The organism is Micromonospora sp. NPDC050784, from assembly GCF_044456765.1.
Taxonomy (GTDB): domain Bacteria; phylum Actinomycetota; class Actinomycetes; order Mycobacteriales; family Micromonosporaceae; genus Micromonospora; species Micromonospora foliorum.
This window is the reverse complement of the sequence record NZ_JBITGG010000019.1, coordinates 1-22,050: the sequence shown is the minus strand read 5'-3', so window position 1 is coordinate 22,050 and position 22,050 is coordinate 1. Positions and strand designations below refer to the sequence as shown.

19 protein-coding genes are annotated in these 22,050 nt (G+C 72.6%); 15 read left to right on the top strand and 4 right to left on the bottom strand.

The window, feature by feature from the left end:
• Positions 1 to 43 precede the first annotated feature (43 nt).
• Entirely contained in the window at positions 44 to 2,518 is a 2,475-nt protein-coding gene (locus ACIBD9_RS24095; RefSeq protein WP_396721042.1) for an ABC transporter permease, read from the top strand.
• 108 nt (positions 2,519 to 2,626) lie between these two features.
• Here the strand turns inward: ACIBD9_RS24095 and ACIBD9_RS24090 are convergent, their stop codons facing one another.
• Both ACIBD9_RS24090 and ACIBD9_RS24085 read right to left on the bottom strand, forming a co-directional pair.
• Positions 2,627 to 3,889, bottom strand: a complete 1,263-nt coding sequence (locus ACIBD9_RS24090; protein WP_396721040.1) for a nucleotide sugar dehydrogenase — start codon at positions 3,887 to 3,889, stop codon at positions 2,627 to 2,629.
• A 124-nt stretch (positions 3,890 to 4,013) separates the two neighbouring features.
• Positions 4,014 to 5,378, bottom strand: a complete 1,365-nt coding sequence (locus tag ACIBD9_RS24085; protein WP_396721038.1) for a protein kinase — start codon at positions 5,376 to 5,378, stop codon at positions 4,014 to 4,016.
• Positions 5,379 to 5,895: 517 nt separating this feature from the next.
• Between ACIBD9_RS24085 and ACIBD9_RS24080 the strand changes: the two genes are divergently transcribed.
• The 10 genes from ACIBD9_RS24080 (at position 5,896) to ACIBD9_RS24035 (ending at position 13,741) form a co-directional block, all read left to right on the top strand.
• Complete coding sequence (locus ACIBD9_RS24080; protein WP_396721036.1) at positions 5,896 to 6,543, top strand: RNA polymerase sigma factor; 648 nt, start codon at positions 5,896 to 5,898, stop codon at positions 6,541 to 6,543.
• 16 nt (positions 6,544 to 6,559) lie between these two features.
• Positions 6,560 to 7,384, top strand: a complete 825-nt coding sequence (locus ACIBD9_RS24075; RefSeq protein ID WP_396721035.1) for a hypothetical protein — start codon at positions 6,560 to 6,562, stop codon at positions 7,382 to 7,384.
• 159 nt (positions 7,385 to 7,543) lie between these two features.
• Entirely contained in the window at positions 7,544 to 8,779 is a 1,236-nt protein-coding gene (gene egtA, locus ACIBD9_RS24070; RefSeq protein WP_396721034.1) for an ergothioneine biosynthesis glutamate--cysteine ligase EgtA, read from the top strand.
• Positions 8,780 to 8,859: 80 nt separating this feature from the next.
• Positions 8,860 to 10,206, top strand: coding sequence for an ergothioneine biosynthesis protein EgtB (gene egtB, locus ACIBD9_RS24065; protein WP_396721202.1), 1,347 nt, complete (start codon positions 8,860 to 8,862; stop codon positions 10,204 to 10,206).
• A gap of 43 nt (positions 10,207 to 10,249) precedes the next feature.
• The gene (gene egtC, locus ACIBD9_RS24060; RefSeq protein WP_396721032.1) at positions 10,250 to 11,050 is read left to right on the top strand and encodes an ergothioneine biosynthesis protein EgtC; all 801 of its coding nucleotides are present in this window, start codon (positions 10,250 to 10,252) and stop codon (positions 11,048 to 11,050) included.
• On the top strand, positions 11,047 to 12,012 hold the full coding sequence (gene egtD / locus ACIBD9_RS24055; RefSeq protein WP_396721031.1) for an L-histidine N(alpha)-methyltransferase: 966 nt from the start codon (positions 11,047 to 11,049) through the stop codon (positions 12,010 to 12,012). Before egtC ends, egtD begins: the two co-directional genes overlap by 4 nt.
• Before the next feature lie 217 nt (positions 12,013 to 12,229).
• Positions 12,230 to 12,817, top strand: coding sequence for a TMEM165/GDT1 family protein (locus ACIBD9_RS24050; protein WP_091397848.1), 588 nt, complete (start codon positions 12,230 to 12,232; stop codon positions 12,815 to 12,817).
• Positions 12,818 to 12,856: 39 nt separating this feature from the next.
• Positions 12,857 to 13,219, top strand: coding sequence for a DUF1622 domain-containing protein (locus tag ACIBD9_RS24045; protein WP_387169570.1), 363 nt, complete (start codon positions 12,857 to 12,859; stop codon positions 13,217 to 13,219).
• Positions 13,216 to 13,539: a hypothetical protein gene (locus tag ACIBD9_RS24040; RefSeq protein ID WP_396721028.1), complete on the top strand. Its 324-nt coding sequence runs from the start codon at positions 13,216 to 13,218 to the stop codon at positions 13,537 to 13,539. Before ACIBD9_RS24045 ends, ACIBD9_RS24040 begins: the two co-directional genes overlap by 4 nt.
• 4 nt (positions 13,540 to 13,543) lie before the next feature.
• Positions 13,544 to 13,741, top strand: coding sequence for a hypothetical protein (locus ACIBD9_RS24035; protein WP_396721026.1), 198 nt, complete (start codon positions 13,544 to 13,546; stop codon positions 13,739 to 13,741).
• A gap of 69 nt (positions 13,742 to 13,810) precedes the next feature.
• On the opposite strand, the gene nhaA is transcribed toward ACIBD9_RS24035, so the two are convergent.
• Positions 13,811 to 15,178: a Na+/H+ antiporter NhaA gene (gene nhaA / locus ACIBD9_RS24030; RefSeq protein ID WP_396721024.1), complete on the bottom strand. Its 1,368-nt coding sequence runs from the start codon at positions 15,176 to 15,178 to the stop codon at positions 13,811 to 13,813.
• A 338-nt stretch (positions 15,179 to 15,516) separates the two neighbouring features.
• On the opposite strand from nhaA, the gene ACIBD9_RS24025 reads away from it, so the two are divergent.
• Positions 15,517 to 16,980, top strand: a complete 1,464-nt coding sequence (locus ACIBD9_RS24025; protein WP_396721022.1) for a polysaccharide biosynthesis tyrosine autokinase — start codon at positions 15,517 to 15,519, stop codon at positions 16,978 to 16,980.
• Here ACIBD9_RS24025 and ACIBD9_RS24020 read toward each other — a convergent pair.
• Positions 16,961 to 17,515 carry a low molecular weight phosphatase family protein gene (locus ACIBD9_RS24020; protein WP_396721020.1) on the bottom strand — a complete coding sequence of 185 codons (555 nt, stop codon included), beginning with the start codon at positions 17,513 to 17,515 and terminating at the stop codon, positions 16,961 to 16,963. The two genes, ACIBD9_RS24025 and ACIBD9_RS24020, sit on opposite strands and share 20 nt — an antisense overlap.
• Positions 17,516 to 17,683: 168 nt before the next feature.
• On the opposite strand from ACIBD9_RS24020, the gene ACIBD9_RS24015 reads away from it, so the two are divergent.
• From ACIBD9_RS24015 to ACIBD9_RS24005, 3 genes are all read left to right on the top strand, one after another.
• Positions 17,684 to 18,940: a glycosyltransferase family 4 protein gene (locus tag ACIBD9_RS24015; protein ID WP_396721019.1), complete on the top strand. Its 1,257-nt coding sequence runs from the start codon at positions 17,684 to 17,686 to the stop codon at positions 18,938 to 18,940.
• A 94-nt stretch (positions 18,941 to 19,034) separates the two neighbouring features.
• Complete coding sequence (locus ACIBD9_RS24010) at positions 19,035 to 20,813, top strand: DUF4012 domain-containing protein (RefSeq protein WP_396721017.1); 1,779 nt, start codon at positions 19,035 to 19,037, stop codon at positions 20,811 to 20,813.
• Between the two features lie 14 nt (positions 20,814 to 20,827).
• Entirely contained in the window at positions 20,828 to 21,457 is a 630-nt protein-coding gene (locus ACIBD9_RS24005; protein WP_396721016.1) for a hypothetical protein, read from the top strand.
• The last annotated feature ends 593 nt before the right edge of the window (positions 21,458 to 22,050 follow it).

Sequence of the window (22,050 nt, the reverse complement as noted above, 5' to 3'; positions counted from 1 at the left end):
GCGTCGGAGGGGTCCGATCCGCCACCTGCACCGGGAGCCCCGCATGATCCGCCTGACCCTGCGCTCGTTGCGTGCCGAGGCGCTGCGCATGCTGCTCTCGGCGCTCGCCGTCGTGCTCGGCGTCGCGTTCGTCGCCGGCACGATGATCTTCGTCGACGGGATGCGGACCGGGGCCTACGAGCGGGCCGGCACCTTCGACCGCCACACCGACCTGGGTGTCTACTCGGCCGGCCGCAAGGTGTTGCCGCCGGCCCTGGTCGACCGGGTGCGGGCGGTCGACGGGGTGGCCGCCGCTGGCGGTGAGCTGACCAACACCGCCGGGATCGTCGGTGCCGACGGCCGCCCGGTGCTCGGCTTCACCATGCTCGTGGCCATCCCCACCGAGGACGCGCTGCGCTCGTACGACGTGGTGGCCGGCCGGTTGCCCGACCGGGCCGGGGAGGTGGTGCTCGACGCGCCGACGGCGGCCGAGCAGGGCTTCGGGCTCGGCACGGCGGTCCGGATCGGCGCCACCGGCGGGGCAGCCCGCCCGTACACCCTGGTCGGCACCGTCGATGTGGCCGGGACCTCCCGCGACGTCGGCGGTCCGTTCGTCGGCCTGGTCGGGCCGGACGCGTTGGCCCTCACCGGCGAGCGGGGCTACGGACGCATCATGGTGGCGGCCCGCCCGGGCGCCGACGTGGCGGCGCTGACCGAGAAGGTACGCGCCGTGGCCGGTGCCGAAGCCACCGTGAAGAGTCGGCAGCAGATCCTCGACGAGGCCGTGGAGGACGCGGTCCGCAACGTGGACCAGTTCCGCATGCTGTTGTTGATCTTCGTGGGGGTCGCGATCGTGGTGGCCGGCTTCGTGATCGCCAACACCTTCGCGATCGTGCTGGCCCAGCGCACCCGACGGACCGCGCTGCTACGCCTGATCGGCGCCACCCGGGGACAGGTCTTCCGGTCCACCCTGCTGGAGTCGGCCGTGCTGGGGCTGGTCGCCTCCGCGCTCGGGGTGCTGTTCGGGGTGGCTCTCGCGGCCGGGTTGCGGCTGCTGCTGTCCCGGCTGGACGTGCCGGTCACCGGCGGCCTGACCGTGACCGGTTCGACGGTGCTGACCGGCCTGCTGCTGGGCACCGGGCTGACCGTGTGCGCCGCTCTGCTGCCGGCCTGGCGGGGGACGCGGATCGCCCCGGTGGCCGCGCTCACCGACGCCGCGGTGCAGCCCAGCCAGGGTGCTGGCCGGGTGCGGCTGGGCATCGGCGCGGTGGTGCTCGCCATCGGTGTGGCCGCGCTGGCCGGTGCCGCCAGCGCCGGTCAGCTGCTGCTGGTGGCGGTCGGCGGGGTCCTCACCTTCTTCGGGATCGTGCTGTTCGGGCCGGTGCTCGTCCCGGCGCTGGCCCGGGTGTTCGGCTGGCCGGTACGACGCGTGCTCGGCGCCACCGGTGAGCTGGCGGTCGCCAACACGGTGCGCAATCCGCGGCGGGTCGCCGCGACCGCCACCGCACTCGTGATCGGGATCGGACTGGTCTCGGCGTTCATGGTCGGCGCGCGCAGCACCAAGGACGGCATCGAACGCAGTGTGGACGCCCAGATCGGCACCGACTTCGTGGTCAGCGGAATCGGTCAGGACCTGCCGGCCGCGCTCGTGGGTGAACTCGCCGCCCGCCCCGAGCTGGGTGTGGTGCACGAGCAGAGCAGCACTGTCGTCGACGACGTCGAGATCCGCGCGGCCCACCCGGCGCTTGTCGGCCGGACGCTGAGCGGGGTACTGGCCGGCGACGCCGACCGGGTCGGCCCGGGGCAGGTGCTGGTGCACCGCGAGCTGGCACGGGCCCGCGGCTGGCAGGTCGGCTCCCCGGTGACCCTCCGGGGCAGGTCGTTCCGGGTGGCCGCCGTGGTCACCGACGACACCCCCGGCGGCGAGGTGCCCGCCGGTCATGTCATCGACCTGTCCGACCAGGACTTCGCCGCGCTCTTCCCGGCCCAGCGGGGCTACCTGGCCGAGATCGACCCCGCCGCCGGGGTGAGCCCCGAGCGGGCCCGCGACGCGATCACCGCGGTGCTGGGCCGCTACCCGACCGTGAACCTGATGGACCAGGGCGCGTACAAGAAGATGCTCACCGGCACGGTGGACATGCTGCTCGCCTTCGTCACCGCGCTCCTCGGCCTGGCCGTGGTGATCGCCCTGGTCGGCGTGGCGAACACCCTGAGCCTGTCGGTGGTCGAACGGACCAGGGAGAACGCCGTGCTGCGGGCGGTCGGGCTCACCCGGGGGCGGATGCGGGCGGTGCTCGCCGTCGAGGCGGTGCTGATGGCGCTCGTCGGCGCGGTGCTCGGGATCGGGCTCGGCACCGGGGTCAGCGCGTCCACGATGGCCCTGCTGGACCGCCTCGGCGGCGATTTCCACGTGGTGCTGCCGCTCGGCCAGCTCGGGCTGATCCTCGGTGTCGCGGTGCTGGCCGCCCTGCTCGCCTCGGTGTTGCCGGCCCGCCGGGCGCTGTCCCGCCCGGTCGTCGAGGCGCTCGCCGACCAGTGACCCCCGTGGCGGCCGGACCGGCCGGGGCCGACCCGGGAGACCGGACGGACATCCGCCGGCCGGTCCCGCCATCTTCCCCGGCGGCGGGACCGGCCAGCGGTGCCGGGTCTACAGGCGCTCGACCATCGGGCCGACGCACCGGTTGCGGGTGTCGAAGACGTAACGGGCGTGCTTGACCACGAGGTCGTAGTCGAAGGCGTCGTGGTCGGTGACCACCACCACCGCGTCGGCCGCGCGGACCTCCCGCTCGGTGAGCCCGACCACGGTGACCCCGTCGGGGATCTGGTGCGCCTCCGCGTACGGCTCGACGGCGTGCACCTCGGCGCCGAGCGCCTGCAACCGGCGGGCCACGTCGACGGCGGGGGAGTCGCGCATGTCGCCGGTGTTCTTCTTGTACGCCAGACCGAGCAGCAGCAGTCGGGCGCCGCTGACGGCCCGGCCGTCCCGGTTCAGCCCTCCCATGATCCGCTGTGTGACGTGTTCGGGCATCTCGTGGTTGACGTCGTTGGCCAGCTCGATGAACCGGAACTGCCGTCCGAGGCGGCGCTTGACCTGCCACGACAGGTAGCACGGGTCGATCGGCAGACAGTGCCCGCCGACGCCGGGGCCGGGCCGGAACGGCAGGAAGCCGAACGGTTTGGTCGAGGCGGCGTCGATCGCCTGCCAGACGTCGATGTCGAGGTGGTGAGAGAGCATGGTCAGCTCGTTGATCAGCGCGATGTTGACCTGGCGGAAGGTGTTCTCGATCAGCTTGGTCAGCTCGGCGACGCGGGTCGAGTCCACCGGTACGGTGCGTTCCACGAGGCGCTGGTAGAACTCGTCCACCCGCGCCAGCGACGCCGCGTCCACACCGGAGACCACCTTCGGGGTGTTCTCCAGTCGCCAGGTCGGGTTGCCCGGGTCGATCCGCTCCGGGCTGTAGCCGAGGTGGAAGTCGCCGGGGCTGGTCAGCCCGCTGGCCGACTCCAACAGCGGGCGCAGCAGCTCCTCGGTGGTGCCCGGGTACGTGGTCGACTCCAGGATCACCGTGCAGCCCGGGCGTACGTACGGGCCGATGCCGATGCCGGCCTGCTCGACGAAGCTCAGGTCCGGGGTGCCGTCGCGCAGCGGGGTCGGCACCGTGATGACGCAGATGTCGAACCCGTCGGCGTCGGTGTACTCCGTGCTGGGGTGGTAGCGGCCGCCGCCCAACGCCCGGCCCAGCCGATCGGCCGGGATGTCCTCGACGAACGACTCGCCGGAGGCGAGACGCTTCACCCGGTCGGCGTCGACGTCGAGACCGACCACGTCGAGCCCCGCCTCGACGGCCCGCATGGCCAGTGGCAGTCCGACGTACCCCTGACCGATCACGACCAGCTTTTCAGCGCTCACCCAGGCTCCCGCAGCAGATGGTGTAAATGGCCTGCTGAGAGCCTAGAGGCGTCTTCGGCGACGTAAGTCCGTTTTGGGGATATCGGTGCTGGTGGGACCGCCGGGGTTGGCGCGAGCGGGCGGTTCAGCCGCCCGCCGGCACCTCCGGATCGACCGGCGCAGTGGAGGTGGGGGGTGGATCAGACGGCGCCGCGCTGGTCGGCGGCGCGCCCGTCGTGGGCGCCGCGCTGGTCGGCGGCGCCGTGGTGACGCCCGTCGTCGGCGTCGGCGGGCCGACCGTCTGGCTGGGTTGCGTGCTCGGCGTGGCGGTGACCGAGGCCGACGGGGCGTTGCCGGGGACGTGCGGCCGGTCGGGCCGGCCCGGATCGACGCTGGTGATCTGTTCGTTCGCCGCGGGCAGGTCGACGGGGCCGCTCGGAGCCACCGTCGGCGAGTTGGTCGGCAGGTGGACGGCCGGGTTCTCGCCGGCGTTACGCGCCGCGGCCAGTGCCGCGCCGAGCCCGACCAGAGCGACCAGCATGGCCGCCGCCGCGCCGACCAGCGGACCCCGCCGTCGCTGGCGCCGGTCCGCCACCGCCGCGCCGGCCGGCACGTCCGTGCGGGTGTTCGGCCCGGCGTCGCGCAGCGCGACCGGTGTGGCCATCGCCGTCGGCGGCTCGCCGCCGGTGACCGCCGTCCGAGCGGCCTCGGCCATCGCCGCACCGCTGGTGAACCGCTCCAGTGGATCCTTGGCCAGGGCGCGCGACACCAGGACGCGGACCGCCTCCGGAATCTCGTGCGGCAGCTCCGGCGGCTCGTCGTCCAGGTGCCGCACGGCGACCTGGAGCGGATTGTCACCCGTGAACGGCGGACTGCCGGTGAGGCAGCAGTAGGTGACCGCGCCCAGGGCGTAGATGTCGGTGGCACCGCTGACCGGCCGGCCGGCGGCCTGCTCGGGAGCCATGTAGAGGGCGGTGCCCGGCACCGCGTTGGTGCTGGTGATGCTGGTGATGTCGGTGGAGCGGGCCACACCGAAGTCGACCAGGACGACCGTGCCGTCCTCCTGCACCAGCAGGTTGCTGGGCTTGACGTCGCGGTGCACGATGCCGCCGCGGTGCGCCGCGTTGAGCGCAGCGGCCGCCTGGGCCACGATCGACATCGTCTCGGCCACGTCGAGCCGCCCGGCCGCCTCGATCCGCTTGGACAGCGGCTCGCCGGCGACGAACTCCATGACGAGGTAGTCCGCCCGACCGCCGTCGGGGAGGTCGTCCTCGCCGCAGTCGAAGACCTGCACGATGCCGGGGTGCCGCAGCGCCGCCATGATCCGGGCCTCAGCGCGGAACCGGGCGATGAAGTCGGGATCGGAGACCAGCGCCGGCAGCAGAACCTTGACCGCGACCTGCCGGCCGAGGATCAGGTCGGAGGCACGCCAAACGTCGCCCATGCCGCCCGTGGCGACACGTTCGTCCAAGCGGTAGCGACCGCTGAGTACGACCTCCGATGACAACACCGCATTACCGTACCTAGAGTGGCGCGGGGCGGCGCGCCGTGGCAGGGGGGCCGGGCGGCTGGTTCAGCCTGGCTGATCCGGCCTGACCTGTGTGGACGCTCGACTTCGGTGACGCAGCGGATGTGCGGTGTCACGAAAAGCGACAATTTTCGTCATCCAGGTCCGCGACGGTGGCAAGAAACCGCCTCCAGGGGCGGTTGGCGTCTCCTGCTCACGGGCCGTTACGGCGACGCGCCGCCCGCAGGGTTGATAATTGTCACTCTTCCGTGACACGGTGCCGACTTGTCGCGTCGTGACCCCCCTTTTAGCGTTAGCCCGGCTCGGGCTCTCCCGGCTACCCCGGCGGGCAGCGCGCCGATCGACCACCCTGGCGTCGGCCCCCGGACGTGCCGCCCCGACAATCGTGGTCGCGGGCACAATCAGAGCGGGGGAGGGCGGTGCGGGTGCTGATCGGGCGGACGACTCGTGCCTCGTGGCCTGCCCCGGCACGCCGGGTCGGGCCAGCACGCCCCGGGCGATGCGTGGGCCGCGAATGACCGCCGACCTGTCGGAGGCGGTGCGCGCCGCGCAGGCCGGAGACGAGGAGGCGTTCCGCTTCCTCTACCGCAGCCTCCAGCCCGGCCTGCTGCGGTATCTGACCGCCCTCGTCGGGGCGGACGCCGAGGACGTCGCCTCCGAGACCTGGCTCCAGATCTCTCGTGACCTGCCCGGCTTCAGCGGTGGCGAGTTCCGGGCCTGGACGGTCACCATCGCCCGCAACCGCGCGATGGACCACCTGCGCCGGATGCGCCGCCGCCCCGCACTCCCGGTCCCGGTGCAGGCGCTCGTCGATCTGGCCAGTGACGCGGACACCGCCGAGCGAGCCAGCGAGACGATCGGTACCGAGTCAGCCCTCGCGCTGATCGCGACCCTCCCGCCCCGGGAGGCCGAGGCGGTCCTGCTGCGGGCCGTCATCGGGCTGGACGCGGGATCCGCCGGCCGGGTGCTGGGCCGCCGGGCCGGCGCCGTGCGGACGGCCGCCCACCGAGGCCTACGCCGGCTCGCGGTCCTGTTGGAGCGGCAGCGCCCAGCCGGGTCACCAGTCGGGGTCGAGGGGGTGCCGCCGCCGCGCACGGGGAGCGGCTCCACCCTGCGGGCACCGCACGCCGAACCGGCGGACGGCTGACGTGAGGGGACTCCCGATGAACCCGTTCCGGCGGGCCGACCACGCCGACACCGAGCGGCTGCTCGACTCGGCCCACGCCCGGATGGATGCCAGGCTGGATCAGGGTCACCCCGGCACGCCCGGGGAAGCGGACGTGACACCACCTCAGGTGCACCTGGCCACCCCGAGCGTGCCGGCTGTCGAGCCGGTGGCCGCGTTGCTCGCCGCGGCGGCCGGCCCCGTCCGGCCGGGCGAGTTGGCCGGCGAGGAGGCCGCGCTGGCCGCGTTCCGGGCCGCCCGGGCCGACCCCACGCCGGCCGTGTCGCAGCGGCCCCGCCGTCGCCGGGTGACCACCGGCGCGGTGGCCTGGATCGGCGCGGTGGCAGCTACCGCCACCGCGGGGGCCGCCTTCGCCGCGGTCACCCGGGACCGAGCGCCCGACCCGGTCGCACCGGCGCCGTCGCGCTCGTCAACCTCGCCCCACCAGAGCGCCCACCGGTCGGCCGAGCCCGGTCGGTCGGTGGCCCCCGGCGCCCCGTCGCCGGGCGCGCCGTCGCCCGTCACCGCCACGCCGTCGGCCGGTCCGACCCCCGCCGACCAGCTGGACGGACTGTGCCGCGCGTGGCGGGCCAAGAAGCCCGACCAGCGGGAGAAGGCGCTGCGCACGCCCGCCTTCGAGAGGCTGGTGAACGCCGCCGGCGGCCCCGCCGAGGTCGAGGCGTACTGCCAGCGGCTGGTGCCCGATACGAAGCCGACCGAGCCGGCGCAGGTCACGCCCTCCGAGTCGGCGAAGATCAAGCCGTCCCCGTCGGCGAAGGCCCCGCCGTCGCCGTCGCGACCGGGCCGCCCCGCCGCCGGCTGAACGGTCGGCGGCTGCGGCGGTTTGGTTCCGCCCTGCATCGGAAATTCGTCTGTTAGACAGAGGTTGGTGGCGCCGTGCACGCCCTCCGACAGTGTCGGTGGGTGCGTTTACGGTGGCACAGTGTGCCGGAACCGGCGCATGGAGAGGGGGGCACGACCCTTGGTGACGTCACCCGAGCTGGACCGCAGCGCCATTCTGAGCGAGTCCGCAGCCGCAGTCCGACACCTCGCTCGGATCTGCTTCAAGACCGGCCCACCCACCCACACCGGCGTCGAACTGGAATGGACCGTGCACGACGCCGCCGATCCCGCCCGCCCCGTCGACGCGACGCGGCTGCGAGCGGCGCTGGGGCGGCACAGCCCCGCCACGCTGGATGCCACCAGCCCGGCCGAGCCGCTGCGACACGGCGGCATGGTCACCCTGGAGCCGGGTGGCCAGTTGGAGATCTCCACCCCGCCCCGCCCCTCGGTCGCCGCCTTGATCCGCGCCACCGAGGCCGACATCGCCCAGGTCACCGACCTGCTGGCCGCCGCCGGGCTGATCCTCGGCCGCAGCGGCATCGACCCCCACCGACGGCCCCGCCCGGTGGTGGAAACCCCCCGCTACCGCGCGATGCGCGGAGCCTTCGACCGTCGTGGCCCGGCCGGCCGCACGATGATGTACAGCACCGCCGGCCTGCAGATCTGCCTCGACGCCGGCGAACCGGACCAGGTCGCCGACCGCTGGGCCGCGGCCCACGCGGTCGGGCCCCCACTGCTCGCCGCGTTCGCCTCCGCCGCTCGACACGCCGGGCGGCGCACCGGTTGGGCCTCCGCCCGGATGGCCGCCTGGCTGGCCATCGACCCGACCCGGACCCGTCCGGTCTGGTCACCGGCCCGCGCCGGGGACGACCCGACCGGCGCCTGGATCAGCTACGTGCTCGCCGCGCCGCTGCTCTGTCTGCGCCGCCACAACGCCGACTGGGCCGCACCGCCCGGGGTGACCTTCGCCGACTGGCTCGACGGCGCGCTGCCACATCCACCCACCACCGATGACCTCGACTACCACGTCAGCACCCTCTTTCCGCCGGTGCGGCCGCGCGGCTACCTGGAGCTGCGTTACCTGGACGCCCAACCGGACCGGGACTGGCGGCTGCCGCTGGCGGTGCTGACCGCCCTGTTCGACGACCCGGGCACCGTGCGCGAGGCGTACACGATCGCCACACCGGTGGCGCACCGCTGGTCGGCCGCCGCCCGACACGGTCTGGCCGACCCGGCGTTGGCCGCCGCCGCGGCGGCCCTGCTCGACCTGGCGCTGACCGCCCTGCCCCGACTGGAGCTGCCGGCCAGCACCCACGACGAGATCCAGCGAGGCGTACGGCGGCGGCGGACCGCCGCAGAGAGGAGAGACCAGTGAGCGCGAGGAGTGAGCCGGGGTTGCGAGCCTCGCAGTCGCGAACGGAAGGCGGCTCGGTGAGCGCGAGGAGTGAGCCGGGGTTGCGAGCCTCGCAGTCGCGTACGGAGGGTCGGGTCGACGGGGAGCAGTTGCGCGACCGTATCGCGGTGGAGTTGGCGCGGGCTCGCGCCCGCACGACGTTGTTGACCGAGGTGGTCGACGACGCCGACCTGACGCGCCAGCACTCGCCGTTGATGTCGCCGCTGGTCTGGGACCTTGCCCACGTGGGCAATCAGGAGGAGCTCTGGTTGGTCCGGGACGTCGGGGGCCGGGAGCCGGTCCGGTGTGACATCGACGAGCTGTACGACGCGTTCAAGCAGCCGCGCCGGGACCGCCCTGCCCTGCCCCTGTTGCCGCCCGCGGAGGCGCGCGCCTACCTGGCCACTGTCCGGGACAAGGTGCACGACCTGCTCGACGCGGTGGCCTTCACCGAGCGGCCGCTGGTCGCCGACGGGTTCGCCTTCGGCATGATCGTGCAGCACGAGCAGCAGCACGACGAGACGATGCTCGCCACCCATCAGCTGCGCTCGGGGCCGGCGGTGCTGCACGCCCCGGCGCCACCCGAGCCGTCGGTCCGGGTCGGTACGGAGGTGCTGGTGCCGGCCGGCGAGTTCACCATGGGCACCGACACCGATCCGTGGGCGTTGGACAACGAACGTCCGGCGCACCGGGTCGACCTGCCGGCGTACGTCATCGACGCCGCCCCGGTGACCAACGGCCAGTACGCGGCTTTCATCGCCGACGGCGGCTACACCGAGCAGCGCTGGTGGAGCCCGGCCGGCTGGGCCCATCGGGTCCGGGAGCAGCTCAGCGCGCCGATGCACTGGCGTTCCGACGGCGACGGCTGGTCGTACCGGCGCTTCGGCCAGTGGGCGCGGGTCCGCGCCGACGAGCCGGTGGTGCATGTGTGCTGGTACGAGGCGCAGGCGTACGCGGCGTGGGCCGGCAAGCGGCTGCCGACCGAGGCGGAGTGGGAGAAGGCGGCCCGGTGGGATCCGACGACCGGGCGGTCGCGTCGTTATCCCTGGGGGGACGACGACCCGACCGAGGCGCACGCCAACCTCGACCAGTGCCATCTGCGGCCGGCGCCGGTGGGCGCGTACCCGGCCGGCGCCTCGCCGTTGGGTGTGCACCAGCTCATCGGTGACGTCTGGGAGTGGACGTCGACGACGTTCGGCGGGCATCCGGGGTTCGCCCCGTTCCCGTACCGCGAATACTCGGAGGTCTTCTTCGGCGACGACTACCGGGTGCTGCGCGGCGGCTCGTTCGGCACCGACCGTTCTGCCTGTCGGGGCACCTTCCGGAACTGGGACTATCCGATCCGCCGGCAGATCTTCAGCGGTTTCCGCTGCGCCCGGGACGTGCGACCGGACGAGTCGTACCGGTGAGGGGCCGCATGACCGGCGGCCCGGCGGCGGGCCGGGGGCGTTGATGTGTCGTCACCTGGCCTACCTGGGGCCGCCGGTCACCCTCGCCGAGCTGTTGTTGGACCCTCCGCACTCGTTGGTGCGGCAGTCCTGGGCGCCGAGGGACATGCGGGGCGGCGGCACGATCAACGCGGACGGGTTCGGTGTCGGCTGGTACCCGGGCGAGGGGGAGCCGGTGCGGTACCGGCGGGCGCAGCCGATCTGGAGCGACCCGACGATCGCCCAGCTCGCGGCGGTGACCCGCAGCGCGGCGGTGCTGGCGGCGGTGCGTTCGGCCACGGTCGGGATGGCGGTGATCGACGGCGCTGCGGCGCCCTTCGCCGAGGGGCGCTGGCTGTTCAGCCACAACGGTGTGGTGCGCGGCTGGCCGGACGCCGTGGTGCCGCTCGCCGCCGGTCTGCCGGTGCGTGACCTGCTCACCCTGGATGCCAGCACCGACTCGGCGCTGCTCTGGGCGCTGGTGCGGCATCGGTTACGCGCTGGCGCTGACCCGGCCGAGGCGGTCGGGCGGACGGTGACCGACGTCGCCTCCGCCGCACCCGGTTCGCGGCTCAATCTGCTGCTCACCGACGGGCACCGGGTGGTGGCCAGCGTGGCGGGGCACGCGTTGTCGGTCCGCGAGACGCCGGGTGCGGTGCTGCTCGCCTCCGAGCCACACGACGACGATCCGGGGTGGCGGTCGGTGCCGGAGGGGCACCTCGTCGTCGCCACCGCGGGCGAGGTGCGGGTACGTCCACTGCCGGTCCCGGCGCACCAGGCCGGGCAGGCACGCAACGGTTGGTCGAACAGAGGAGCGAACCGATGACCGCGGAACCCCTGGAGATCTACCTCGAAGAGGGTGACCTGGAGCGCGGCCTGCGCGACGACGTCCGGGCCGGGCTGAGCGCCGGGCAGAAGTGGCTGCCGCCGAAGTGGTTCTACGACGCCCGGGGCAGCGAACTCTTCGAGGAGATCACCCGACTGCCCGAGTACTACCCGACCCGGGCCGAGCGGGCCGTGCTTGCCGCGCACGCTCCCGACATCGCGGCGCTGACCGGGGCGAAGACGCTCATCGAGTTGGGCTCCGGATCGTCGGAGAAGACCCGGCTGCTGCTGGACGCCTTCACCCGCCGGGGTGGGCTGGGCACGTTCGTCCCCCTGGACGTGTCGGTCAGCGCGCTGCGCGGGTCCACCGCCCAGATCGCCGCCGACTATCCCCGCCTACGGGTCCGGGGCATCGTGGGGGACTTCACTCGGCAACTGGACCGGCTGCCCACCGGCGGTCGGCGGTTGGTGGTGTTCCTCGGCGGCACCATCGGCAACCTGCTGCCTGCGGAGCGGGGCGAATTCCTCACCGCGATGCGCGCCGCGTTGGAGGTCGGCGACTGGTTGTTGCTCGGTACGGACCTGGTGAAGGACCCGTCGGTGATCGTGCCCGCGTACGACGACGCCGCCGGGGTCACCGCCGAGTTCAACCGCAACGTGCTGCACGTGATCAATCGGGAGTTGGGCGCCGACTTCGACCCGGCCGCGTTCGCGCACGTCGCCGTCTGGGATCCCGAGCACGAGTGGATCGAGATGCGGTTGCGGGCGACCCGGCCGATGAGCGTGCGGGTGTTGGGGCTGACCGTCGATTTCGCGGCGGGCGAGGATCTGCGGACCGAGGTTTCGGCGAAGTTCCGCCCGGAGGGGATCGCCGCGGAGTTGGCCGGGGCCGGCTTCGCCACGGCTGAGTTCTGGACCGATCCGGAGGCGCTCTTCGGCGTCACGCTGGCGCGGGCGCGGTGAGCCTGTTCACCCGCCTCGGTCGGGCTGGGCGGTGATCCGATAGGCTGATCACGCGAAGGGGAGTAGCCCCCAATGTCGTGGTCGACATACTGGTGCGTTTCGCATCCGGCCACGCGGCCCCGGTTCTCTCGGGGCGGGCGAGACCTTCGACTCAGGCTGTTGCAGCCGGGTCGAGGGCGCCCCTGTACCTCCTCCCGGCCTGAACGGGAAGGACGTCATGGAGGGATTTTTCGCCGCGCTGGTCGTCAGCTTCGGCGTCATCTTCGTCGCCGAGCTGGGGGACAAGTCCCAGCTGATGGCGCTGACCTTCGCCACGCGGTTCAAACCGATCCCGGTGCTGATCGGCATCACGGTCGCCACCGCGGTGGTGCACCTGGCGTCGGTCGCCATCGGCGCGGGTCTCGGGGCGGTGCTGCCGACCGAGTGGATCTCCCTGGTGGCCGGTGTGGCGTTCCTCGGGTTCGGCGCGTGGACGCTGCGCGGGGACAAGCTCACCGAGGAGGAGAAGCGCAAGGCCGAGAAGACCAACAAGACCGCGCTGGTGGCGGTGTCGGTGGCGTTCTTCCTCGCCGAGCTGGGCGACAAGACGATGCTCGCCACGATCACGCTCGCCACCAAGTACGGCTGGTTCGGCACCTGGCTCGGCTCCACCATCGGCATGGTGGCCGCGGACGCGCTGGCCATCCTGGTCGGCCGGATGCTCGGTCGGCGGCTGCCGGAGAAGGCCATCAAGTACGGTGCCGCGATCCTCTTCGCCATCTCCGGTCTCTGGCTGATCCTGGAGGCGGTGAACGAGCTGACCTGAGCGCCGAGTAGCCGCCCCGTGGGCGGGTAACGGCCCGGCGTGGAGCCGGCCGAGTTGTTGCACCGCGGCGACCAGGTGCTGGTTGCCGTGGTGGAGGTGGCCGGCGCGCTGGTGATCTTCGTTGGCGCGGTGTGGGCGGCGGTGCGGTTCGTGGTCGAGGGGCTGCGACACCGCAGCGCCGCCCGCTTCACGTCGATCCGGCTGTCGCTGGGTCGCTTTCTGACCCTCGGCCTGGAGTTCCAGCTGGCGGCCGACGTGCTGCGTACGGCGGTCTCCCCGTCGTTCACGCAGATCGGCCAACTGGCCGCCATCGCGACGATCCGAACGGCGTTGAACTACTTCCTGGGCCGTGAGATCCGCCAGGAGCAGTCTCAGGTGGCCGACGGGGAGCGTCGCCCGTGACGGGCGCCCTGGCCACGGCGGTCACCGCCCTGGCGCTGGTCGCCGGGGTGCTCACCACGATCAGCACCGGGGCGCTGCGCGGCGGCGTCCGGGTGCTGCTGGACCTGCTCACCGCGGCCGGTCTGCTCCGGCTCGCCGGCGAGCCGGGTTGGAACGGCCTGGCCGGCGCGGTGGCGATCATCGCCCTGCGTCAGCTGCTCGGGGCGGCGCTGAGCCGCCCACCACCGTGGTCCGGCCGACAATCCCCGGCGCGCTGCGCCGACGACGATCACCACCTACCGTTGGCGTCAACAGGTGAAACGGGAAAAGCGGGAGGTTGACCACATGGCCCGGCACGACGAACCGAACGAGTACGGCTACTCCGGCGCTGCCACCGCTCCGGAGCCGCCTCCCGGAGGGAAGGCCGACGAGCAGGATCGCGCCGAGGCGGTGGCGGTGCCGGGCGACGACCTCACCGGACCGGCGGCCGAGGCGCTGGCCGAGGAGACCGAGGACCTGCCGCCCGCCGAACGTCGCCACTGAGCGTAGGCCCGTGGTCGGTGCGCCGGCGTGGCGCGCCGCCGCCGCGCTCGTCGGGCCACGCCGCCGCGTTCAGCGGGCGTCGGGGCGCTGGTAGACGTCGGGTACGCCGTCCCCGTCGGCGTCCAGCCGCTCCCGCTCCTCCACCCTCCGGTACACCGCGTTGCGGCGGGCGAGCACCGTCGCGGCCAGCCCGGCGGAGATCACCGAGCCGAGCAGCACAGCCGCCTTGACCCGGTCGTCGGCCGTGCTGCCCGCCCCGAAGGCCAGGTCGCCGATCAGCAGCGAGACGGTGAACCCGACGCCGGCCAGCAGGGCGATCCCGAGCAGGTCGGCCCAGGTGATGTCCTCGTCCAGCTCGGCGCGGGTGAAGCGGGCCAGCAGGTAGGTCGATCCGAAGATGCCGATGCTCTTGCCGAACACCAGGCCGGCGACGATGGCGATCACCATCGGGTCGCTCAACAGGGCGCCCAGGTCGGTGCCGCGCAGCGTGACCCCGGCGGCGAACAGGGCGAAGATCGGCACCGCGACGCCGGCCGACACCGGCCGCCAGCGATGCTCCAGGCGCGCGGCGAGCCCACCCTCGCCCGCGTCGCCCGCCCCCGCGTCGCCGGTGGCCGCCTGGTCGCCGCCCACCGGTCGGCGGGCGAGCACCGGGACGGTGAAGCCGAGCAGGACGCCGGCCACCGTGGCGTGCACACCCGAGGCGTGCATCAGTGTCCAGGCGGCGATCGCGAGGGGGATCAGTGCCCACCACCAGGTACGCCCCCGCTGCACCAGCACCGCGAAGAGCCCGATCGGCGCCAACGCGGCGAGCAGCGGAACGGGATGGAAGTCGGCGGTGTAGAAGATCGCGATGATGGTGATCGCGAACAGGTCGTCGACCACCGCGAGGGTGAGCAGGAATGCGCGCAGGCCCTGGGGCAGGTGTGAGCTGACCACCGCGAGCACGGCGAGCGCGAATGCGATGTCGGTGGCGGTCGGAATGGCCCACCCGCGCAGGCCGTCCCCGCCCGCGCTCAGCACCACCGCCACGTAGATCAGCGCCGGCAGCAGCATCCCGCCGAGTGCGGCCGCCACCGGCAGGGCGGCCCGCCGCGGGTCGCGGAGGTCACCGGCGACGAACTCCCGCTTGAGCTCCAGGCCCACCACGAAGAAGAAGATGGCCAACAGGCCGTCCGCCGCCCAGGTGGCCAGATTCAGGTCGAGGTGCCAGGGCGCGCCGGGCCAGGGCACGACGTCGCCGAGCCGGGTGTACGAGTCGGACCACGGCGAGTTGGCCCAGAGCAGCGCGATCACGGCACCCGCCAGCAGCAGCGCGCCGCCGACGGTCTCGGTACGCAGCACGTCGGCCAGGTGCCGGGCCTCCGGCCAGGAGGTGCGGGAGAACAGCCGGCTCTTCGGCGGACGCGGGTCGGACTGCGGGGTGCGGGAGGTCATCTGCGGGGCTCACCTACGGGAATCGGGACGGCAGGAATCCACTCGCCGACCAGACTTCCCGGCACACCGATGTTGACCTTACCCAGCTTCGGGTTCGGCGGCGACCGCTGGCCGATCGGATGGCCATCGGATCGGCCTTCGACTTTTTCCCGTTGTCGCCGCTGCCGAATGGACGTTTGTCGGGTTGGTCATGGGGGCGCGCATCTTGCCATCAGAAAAGGCGTAACTCCGGACATAAGCCGCATGAACCGCTTTAATGGTTTCACGAGTTTAGAGACGACCTTGGGGGTTTTCGTGAAGTTCTTTGGCTTAACCGGACCGGCACGGAGGCGCTCCTGATGGACCTGCTCCGCCAATTGCGCCACGTGCGTCGGCACTGGTGGATCCCGCTGATCACGGTCATGGTGGCGCTCGGCGTCTCGGCGTTCGTGACCGTACGGGCCCAACCCCGCTACGTCGCCTCGGTGACCTTCTTCGTCACCGCCCCCAACTCTGGCATCAGCGACGCCTACCAGGGTGGCCTCTTCCTCCAGCAGCGTGTCAAGTCGTACGCCGACCTGCTCAGCAGCGACCGGCTGGCGCAGAGCGTCGTGGCCGACTCCCCGTTGGGCATCACCGCGGACGAGATGCAGCGCATGGTGAGCACCTCCACCGAGACGGGCACCGTTCTGCTGCGGGCGTCGATCAACGACACCGACCAGACCCGCGCTCTACGCGTCGCGGAGATCCTCGCCGCGAAGTTCGTCGAACTCGTGCAGAAGGTCGAGGCGGCGCCCGAGGGCAAGACGCCCATCAAGATCGAAGTGGTCAGTGGCCCACGGGTGAGCGCCAACCCCGTCTCGCCGCTGCCGGTTCGCAACCTCACCCTCGGTGGCCTGGTCGGCCTGCTCCTCGGCGTCGGCCTGGCGATCCTGCGCGGCATCGCCGACGTGCGGCTCCGCGACGCCGCCGGCCTGCAACGCGCCACCGGAAGCCCACTGCTCGGTGAGATTCCGTTCGAGGCCAGCGCCCGCACGGCGCCGCTGATCGTGGGCGACGCCGCGACCTCTGCGCGGGCCGAGGCGGTTCGCAAGCTGCGAACCAACCTGCGCTTCGTGGACGTCCACGAGCCGGCCCGGGTCATCGCCGTGACCAGCGCCCTGCAGGGAGAGGGCAAGACCACGCTCTCCTGCAACCTGGCCATCGCGCTGGCCGAGGCAGGGTGGCGGGTGCTGCTGGTCGACGCGGACCTACGCCGCCCGAAGGTCGACGACTACCTGGGCCTGGACGCCGGTGTCGGCCTCACTGACGTGCTGGTCGGCGACGTCAAGGTCGGCGACGTCGTCCAGCGCTGGGGGGACAAGTCGCTGCTGGTGCTTCCCAGCGGTTCCGCGCCGCCGAACCCGAGCGAACTGCTCGGCTCCAAGGCCATGTCGGACCTGCTGCTGGCGCTGCGCGAGTCGGCGGACATCGTGATCATCGACACCGCGCCGCTGCTCGCGGTGACCGACGGCGTGGTGGTGGCCGTGCAGGCCGACGGCGCGCTGCTCGTGACCCAACAGGGCCGTACCTCGCGTACCCAGGTCGCCGCGGCGGCCCGGTCGCTGCACTCGGTCTCGGTCCGGCTGCTCGGCTGCGTGCTCAACATGGCCAAGGTGGCCAAGGCCGAGGCGTACCAGTACGAGGCCTACCGGGTGGTCGCTTCGACGGCCGGGGCTTCGGTGCCGGCCGACCGGGCGGCGTCCGGCCGGCACAGCGCGACCGCCGACGGGGTCAACGGTGTCCCCGACCACACCCAGGAACTCACCCGGCTGCCCCGATGAGCGCGGCGAGGGGTCGCAGCGACCGTTCGATCTCCTCGGCGCAGCGTCGGAAGTCGGCCGCGGTACCGCCGATCGGGTCCCGCAGGTCGTCCTCGTCCGGGGCGGCGGGTTGCAGCCGTCCCCGGGCCTGGGCGGCGGCGGCGATCGCGGCCCGTAACGGGTCGTCCGCCGAGTCGGCGGGCGGCTCGGCCGCCGCGGCCAGCCGGCCGAACTGGCGCAGCGTGAACGTCCGGTGCAGCACCCCCGGCGCCAACGCGGTGCAGACCGAGCGTTGGCGTCGGGTCGCGGTCAGCACCAGCGTCGCGTCGACCAGATACTCGGGGCGCAACCCCCGGGTTCGGAACGCCGCCGGGTCCGCGCCGTTCTCGGTCGCGAGCTCCATGGCGTACGGGTGCATGGCCAACCCGTCGATCGCGTCGGTGCCGGCGCTGGCCACCTCGACGGATCGGTCGGCCAGCAATCGACGGGCCAGGTACTCGGCCATCGGCGACCGGCACAGGTTGGCGTGGCAGACGAACAACACGCGATCAGCCATCGGTGCCCCTCTCATCGGTACGGACACGGGCGCTCGCATCGCGAGGGCGGTGCGTCGACGCCGGTGGTCGTGCGGAGAGGGGTTGTCGGCATCGTACGCGGGCCGGACGCGCGCCGGTCGTGGTGCCGCGCCGGCCGCCTGCGATCCCTGCGGGACGGGGGCGCACCGGTGAAGATCGGCATCCTGTCCTACCACTTTCCGCCCGAGCCGGCGTTCATCCCCGGGAGCCTCGCCGAGGAGTTGGCCGCGCGAGGGCACGAGGTGCGTGTCCTCACCGGCTTTCCGGACTATCCCGGCGGGCATGTCTATCCCGGCTGGCGACAGCGGTGGCACCACGAGACGCACAGCCAACGGCTGAGCGTCCGACGGGTGCCCCGGTACCCCGGAGGCGCCGCGTCCGTCGGCGGGCGGATGGCGAGCTACCTCTCCTTCGCCGGCAGCGCCGGGCTTGTCGCACGCCGGTTCCTCGGCGACGTGGACGCGCTCTACGTCTTCCAACTGCCGGCTACGACGTTCGCCGCCGCCGCGGTGCTCCGGTTGCTCGGGCGGGTGCCGGCGGTGCTGCACGTGCAGGACGTCTGGGCCCGCGACGGCGCCGACGAGGGAGGCGAGGGGCGCTGGGCGGCGCGGATGGGCAGCACGATGACGCGGATCTACCGGACCGCGGCGCGCATCGCGGTCGCCGCGCCGTCGATGCGGGACCTGGTGGTGGCCGCCGGCGCCGACCCGGCCCGGGTCCGGTTGGTGCTGAACTGGACCGACGAGCGGATCTTCCATCCGACGACGCCCGGCGCGGCGGCCCGCCAGCTGGTCCGTCGAGACGGTCGGTGCGTGGTGATGCACGCCGGGACCATCGGCGCGCGGCAGGGGCTGGAGACCGCGGTCCGGGCGGCCGCGGCGCTGGACCGGACCATGGATCTGGTCCTGGTCGGTTCGGGAACGGCGGAGCGGCGGGTGCGGGGGCTCGCCGCCGAGCTGGGCGCGAACAATGTCCGCTTCCTGGAGCGGCGGTCGCCGGTCGACATGCCCGAGCTGTACGCCGCCGCCGAATACCAACTGGTCATGCTGCGCGACCTCCCGGAGCTGCGCGGCACGGTGCCCGGCAAGCTCCAGGCCGCGCTCTCCTGTGCGGCACCGGTGATCGCGTCGGCCGGCGGGGACACCGCCGAGCTGGTCGAACGGGCTCGGGCTGGGCTGTCCTGCCCACCGGAGGACTGGGCGGCGCTGGCCGACCGGTTCTGGTTGGCCGCCACCATTCCGCCGCCGACCCGCACGGAGATGGGTCGCCGGGGGCGGGCCGCGTACCTGCGGGAGATGTCGCTCCCCGCGGGAGTTGACCAGATTGAGCGCCTGCTGCACGAGGCGGCCGGACGAATTGTGGAGCCTTCGCGTAATCACGAGGGAATCTCGTCTAAAAGACCATAAATGGAAGAACAGCATGAAGTTTCCTGGCGTGTGCTAAGAACGTCTAGGAAATTAACCTTCTGTCCGGTTCCATGATCGGGAGTGTGGTGTGACGGTGAGCGAACGACCGATCCGGCGGAGAAGCCGGTCCCGGCGTCGTCGGCGTGCCCGACTGCGACGGGCCCTCCTCGGCGCCCTGGTGGTCGGCTCGCTGCTGCTGGCCGCTGGCGGGTGGGTCGGCTTCCGCGGGTGGCAGGCGCGCGCTCACCTGCTCAACGCCGCTGGCCTGGCCCGGGAGCTGAGCGCCCAAGTGGTCGGCGGCGACACGGACCGTGCACTGCGGACCCTCGCCGCCCTTCAGGAGCAGTCTCGCGCGGCCCGGTCCGCGACGGCGGACCCGAGCTGGCGGCTCGGCCGGCACACCCCGGTCGCTGGCGACGACCTCGACGCCGTCCAGCAGATCGCTGTCGCCATCGACGAGCTGGCACGGCAGGCGTTCCCGACTCTGCTCCGGACGGATCTGACCAGTTTGGTGCCGGCCGGCGGTCGACTGGACCTTGCCCGGCTCACCGCCGTCTCCGGCGAGCTGTCCCGGGCCGACGAGTCGGTGCGACGTACGCGCCAGAATCTCGCGGCGGTGCCCGCCGACCGCCTGGTCAGCCAGGTCCGGCAGGCGCTGACCGACCTCCGCGACGAGATCGACCGGCTGGCCAGCCTCACCACGGCGGCCGACCAGGGAGCCCGCCTGCTTCCGCCGCTGCTCGGGGCGAACGGCCCGCGCCGCTACCTGCTCGTCTCGCAGAACCTCGCCGAGCTGCGCGCCACCGGCGGCATTTTCGGCGCGTACGCGATGATCGAGGCGGAGAACGGCAAGGTGCAGATGGGCAAGCAGGGCACCAGTGCCTCGCTCGGCCGGTTCACCCCGGCGGTGAAGGTGCCCGCCGAGACCCGGGCCCTCTGGACGGACCTGCCCGGCATCTATCCCGCCGACGTCAACCTGTCCCCGCATTTCCCGACGGCCGCGACGCTGTACCGCGAGATGTTCCGCCGCAAGACCGGCACCACGGTCGACGGTGTGCTCGCCGTCGACCCGGTGGTGCTGTCCTACCTGCTCAAGGCGACCGGTCCGGTGCTGGTGCCCGGCGGTGTCCCGCTTGCCAGCGAGAAGGTCGTGCAGACCCTGCTCAACGACAGCTACCAGCGCCTCGACGTCAAACAGCAGGACGACTTCTTCGCGGCGTCGGCCGCCTCGGTCTTCGACGCCTTCTTCAAGAAGAATGTCAACCCGCGGGTGTTGTTGTCCGCATTTGACCGTGCTATCACCGAACGCCGGATATTGTTCTGGAGTGCCCGACCTGAGGAACAGCGGACATTCGGCGAGAGCCGGATGGCCGGGACGCTTCCGGAACAGGACACCGTGCCGACTGTCGGCGTGTTCCTCAACGACGGCAGCGGCGCGAAGCTCGGCTACTACCTGCGGCCGACGGCGAACCTGACGGTCGGCGAATGCCGGTCGGACGGCCGCCGTGAGCTTCGGCTGCGGGTGACCCTGCGCTCAACGGCGCCGAAGTCCGGACTTAGCGAATCCGTGCTCGGCCTCGGTCTGGCTGGCGACCCGTACACCGCCCGCACGTTGGTGTCGGTCTTCAGTCCGGCAGGTGGAGCGGTGCTTGAGGCCCGACTGGACGGGGCCGAAACGGCGCTCGGCAGCGGCACCGAACGCCGCCGTCAGGTGGCGATGGCCAGCGTCGACGTCGGCCCCGGCGCCGAGAGGGCACTGGAAGTCACCGTGCTGACGGCCAAGACCGGCGTCGGGCAGGCCGAGCTGTGGCTGACCCCCACCGCCAGCCCCTGGACCACCCAAGTTCATTCCGCACCAAGCTGTGATCAGTAGGAGGGAACCAAATCATGCGGCTATCCCGCATCATCCTGGCGCTCACGGTCGGCCTGGCCGTGGTGGCCGTGCCGACGGCAGCGGGGGCGGCACAGCCGCAGCCGACGCCCAGCGCGACCACCGACCCGCCGCAACCGCCGCCGTACCCGCCGACCAACGCGTCGCTGACCGTCAACCGTCCGACGATCTACCTCGGCGAGACGGTCGTGCTGACCGGTACCAACTTCGGCCCGAACGAGACCGTCGACATCAACGTGACGGTCACTCCGCAGGCCGCTCCGGCCGGCGGTGCGGCTCCGGCTCGCCGCAGCGACGGCAGCACCGTGGCCATGGCCCCGGTGGCCTACCAGGCGAGCGCGCCCCTGCACTTCACGGCGCAGACCGACGCCCAGGGCCACTTCACCAAGAGCTACACGCCGTCGGTGACGGGTCTGCTGACCTTCACCGCCACGGGCCGGGAGTCCGGTCGTACCGCCAGCACCCAGCTGCGGGTGCTGCACAAGAAGCAGCCGCTGCCCGTCACGGGTGACAGCCTCGGCACACCCATGAAGCTCGGCGGCGGCCTGGTCGGCGCCGGAGCGATCATGCTGCTGCTGACCCTGGCCTGGCGTCGCCGCCAGCGCTTCGGTGGTGCGGCGCTCTAGTCCACACCACCGGGCTGCGCCCGGATCGCACTGAAGCTGGCGCCCGTCGGAACACTCCGGCGGGCGCCAGCCCGTCCAGAGCCGAGGGGTCATGTCCGTCTTGCGGGCTTTCAAGCGGTCGGTCCGCTCGTGATCGACTCGGGTTTCCTGAAGTCGTGGTGTCCGGGAGTTCGGGATGCCCCGACTTCCGTGAACCCGAGTGGATCACGCGGGTGAGGCGGGTTCGGCGCTGTGGGTCCTGGCGGGCGTAGGCGGTTTGTCGGTTGGTGGGTGTTTGTGGGGTGTGGCCGGGTGCACTCGTGGGCTGGAATCATGGCCGGGCCGGGGTCGTTACATACCCTGACGATCGCAGCACCACCGACCCCTGGGGGCGTGGTCGCGCAGGTTGGAATGCGAGCCAGCCGCCGGTCGTTGCAGTCCCACGAACGACCGACGGGCACCGCCTCGACGAGGGTGCCGGCAGGTGGGCCAGCCTCGGAATGGCCCCGGCCCCCGGGTCGTTGTAGTCCCCACGAACGACCGCAGCCGCAGCCTCGACGAGAGTGCCCGGCAGGTGGGCCAACCCCGGAATGACCCCCGGCCCCCGGTCGTTA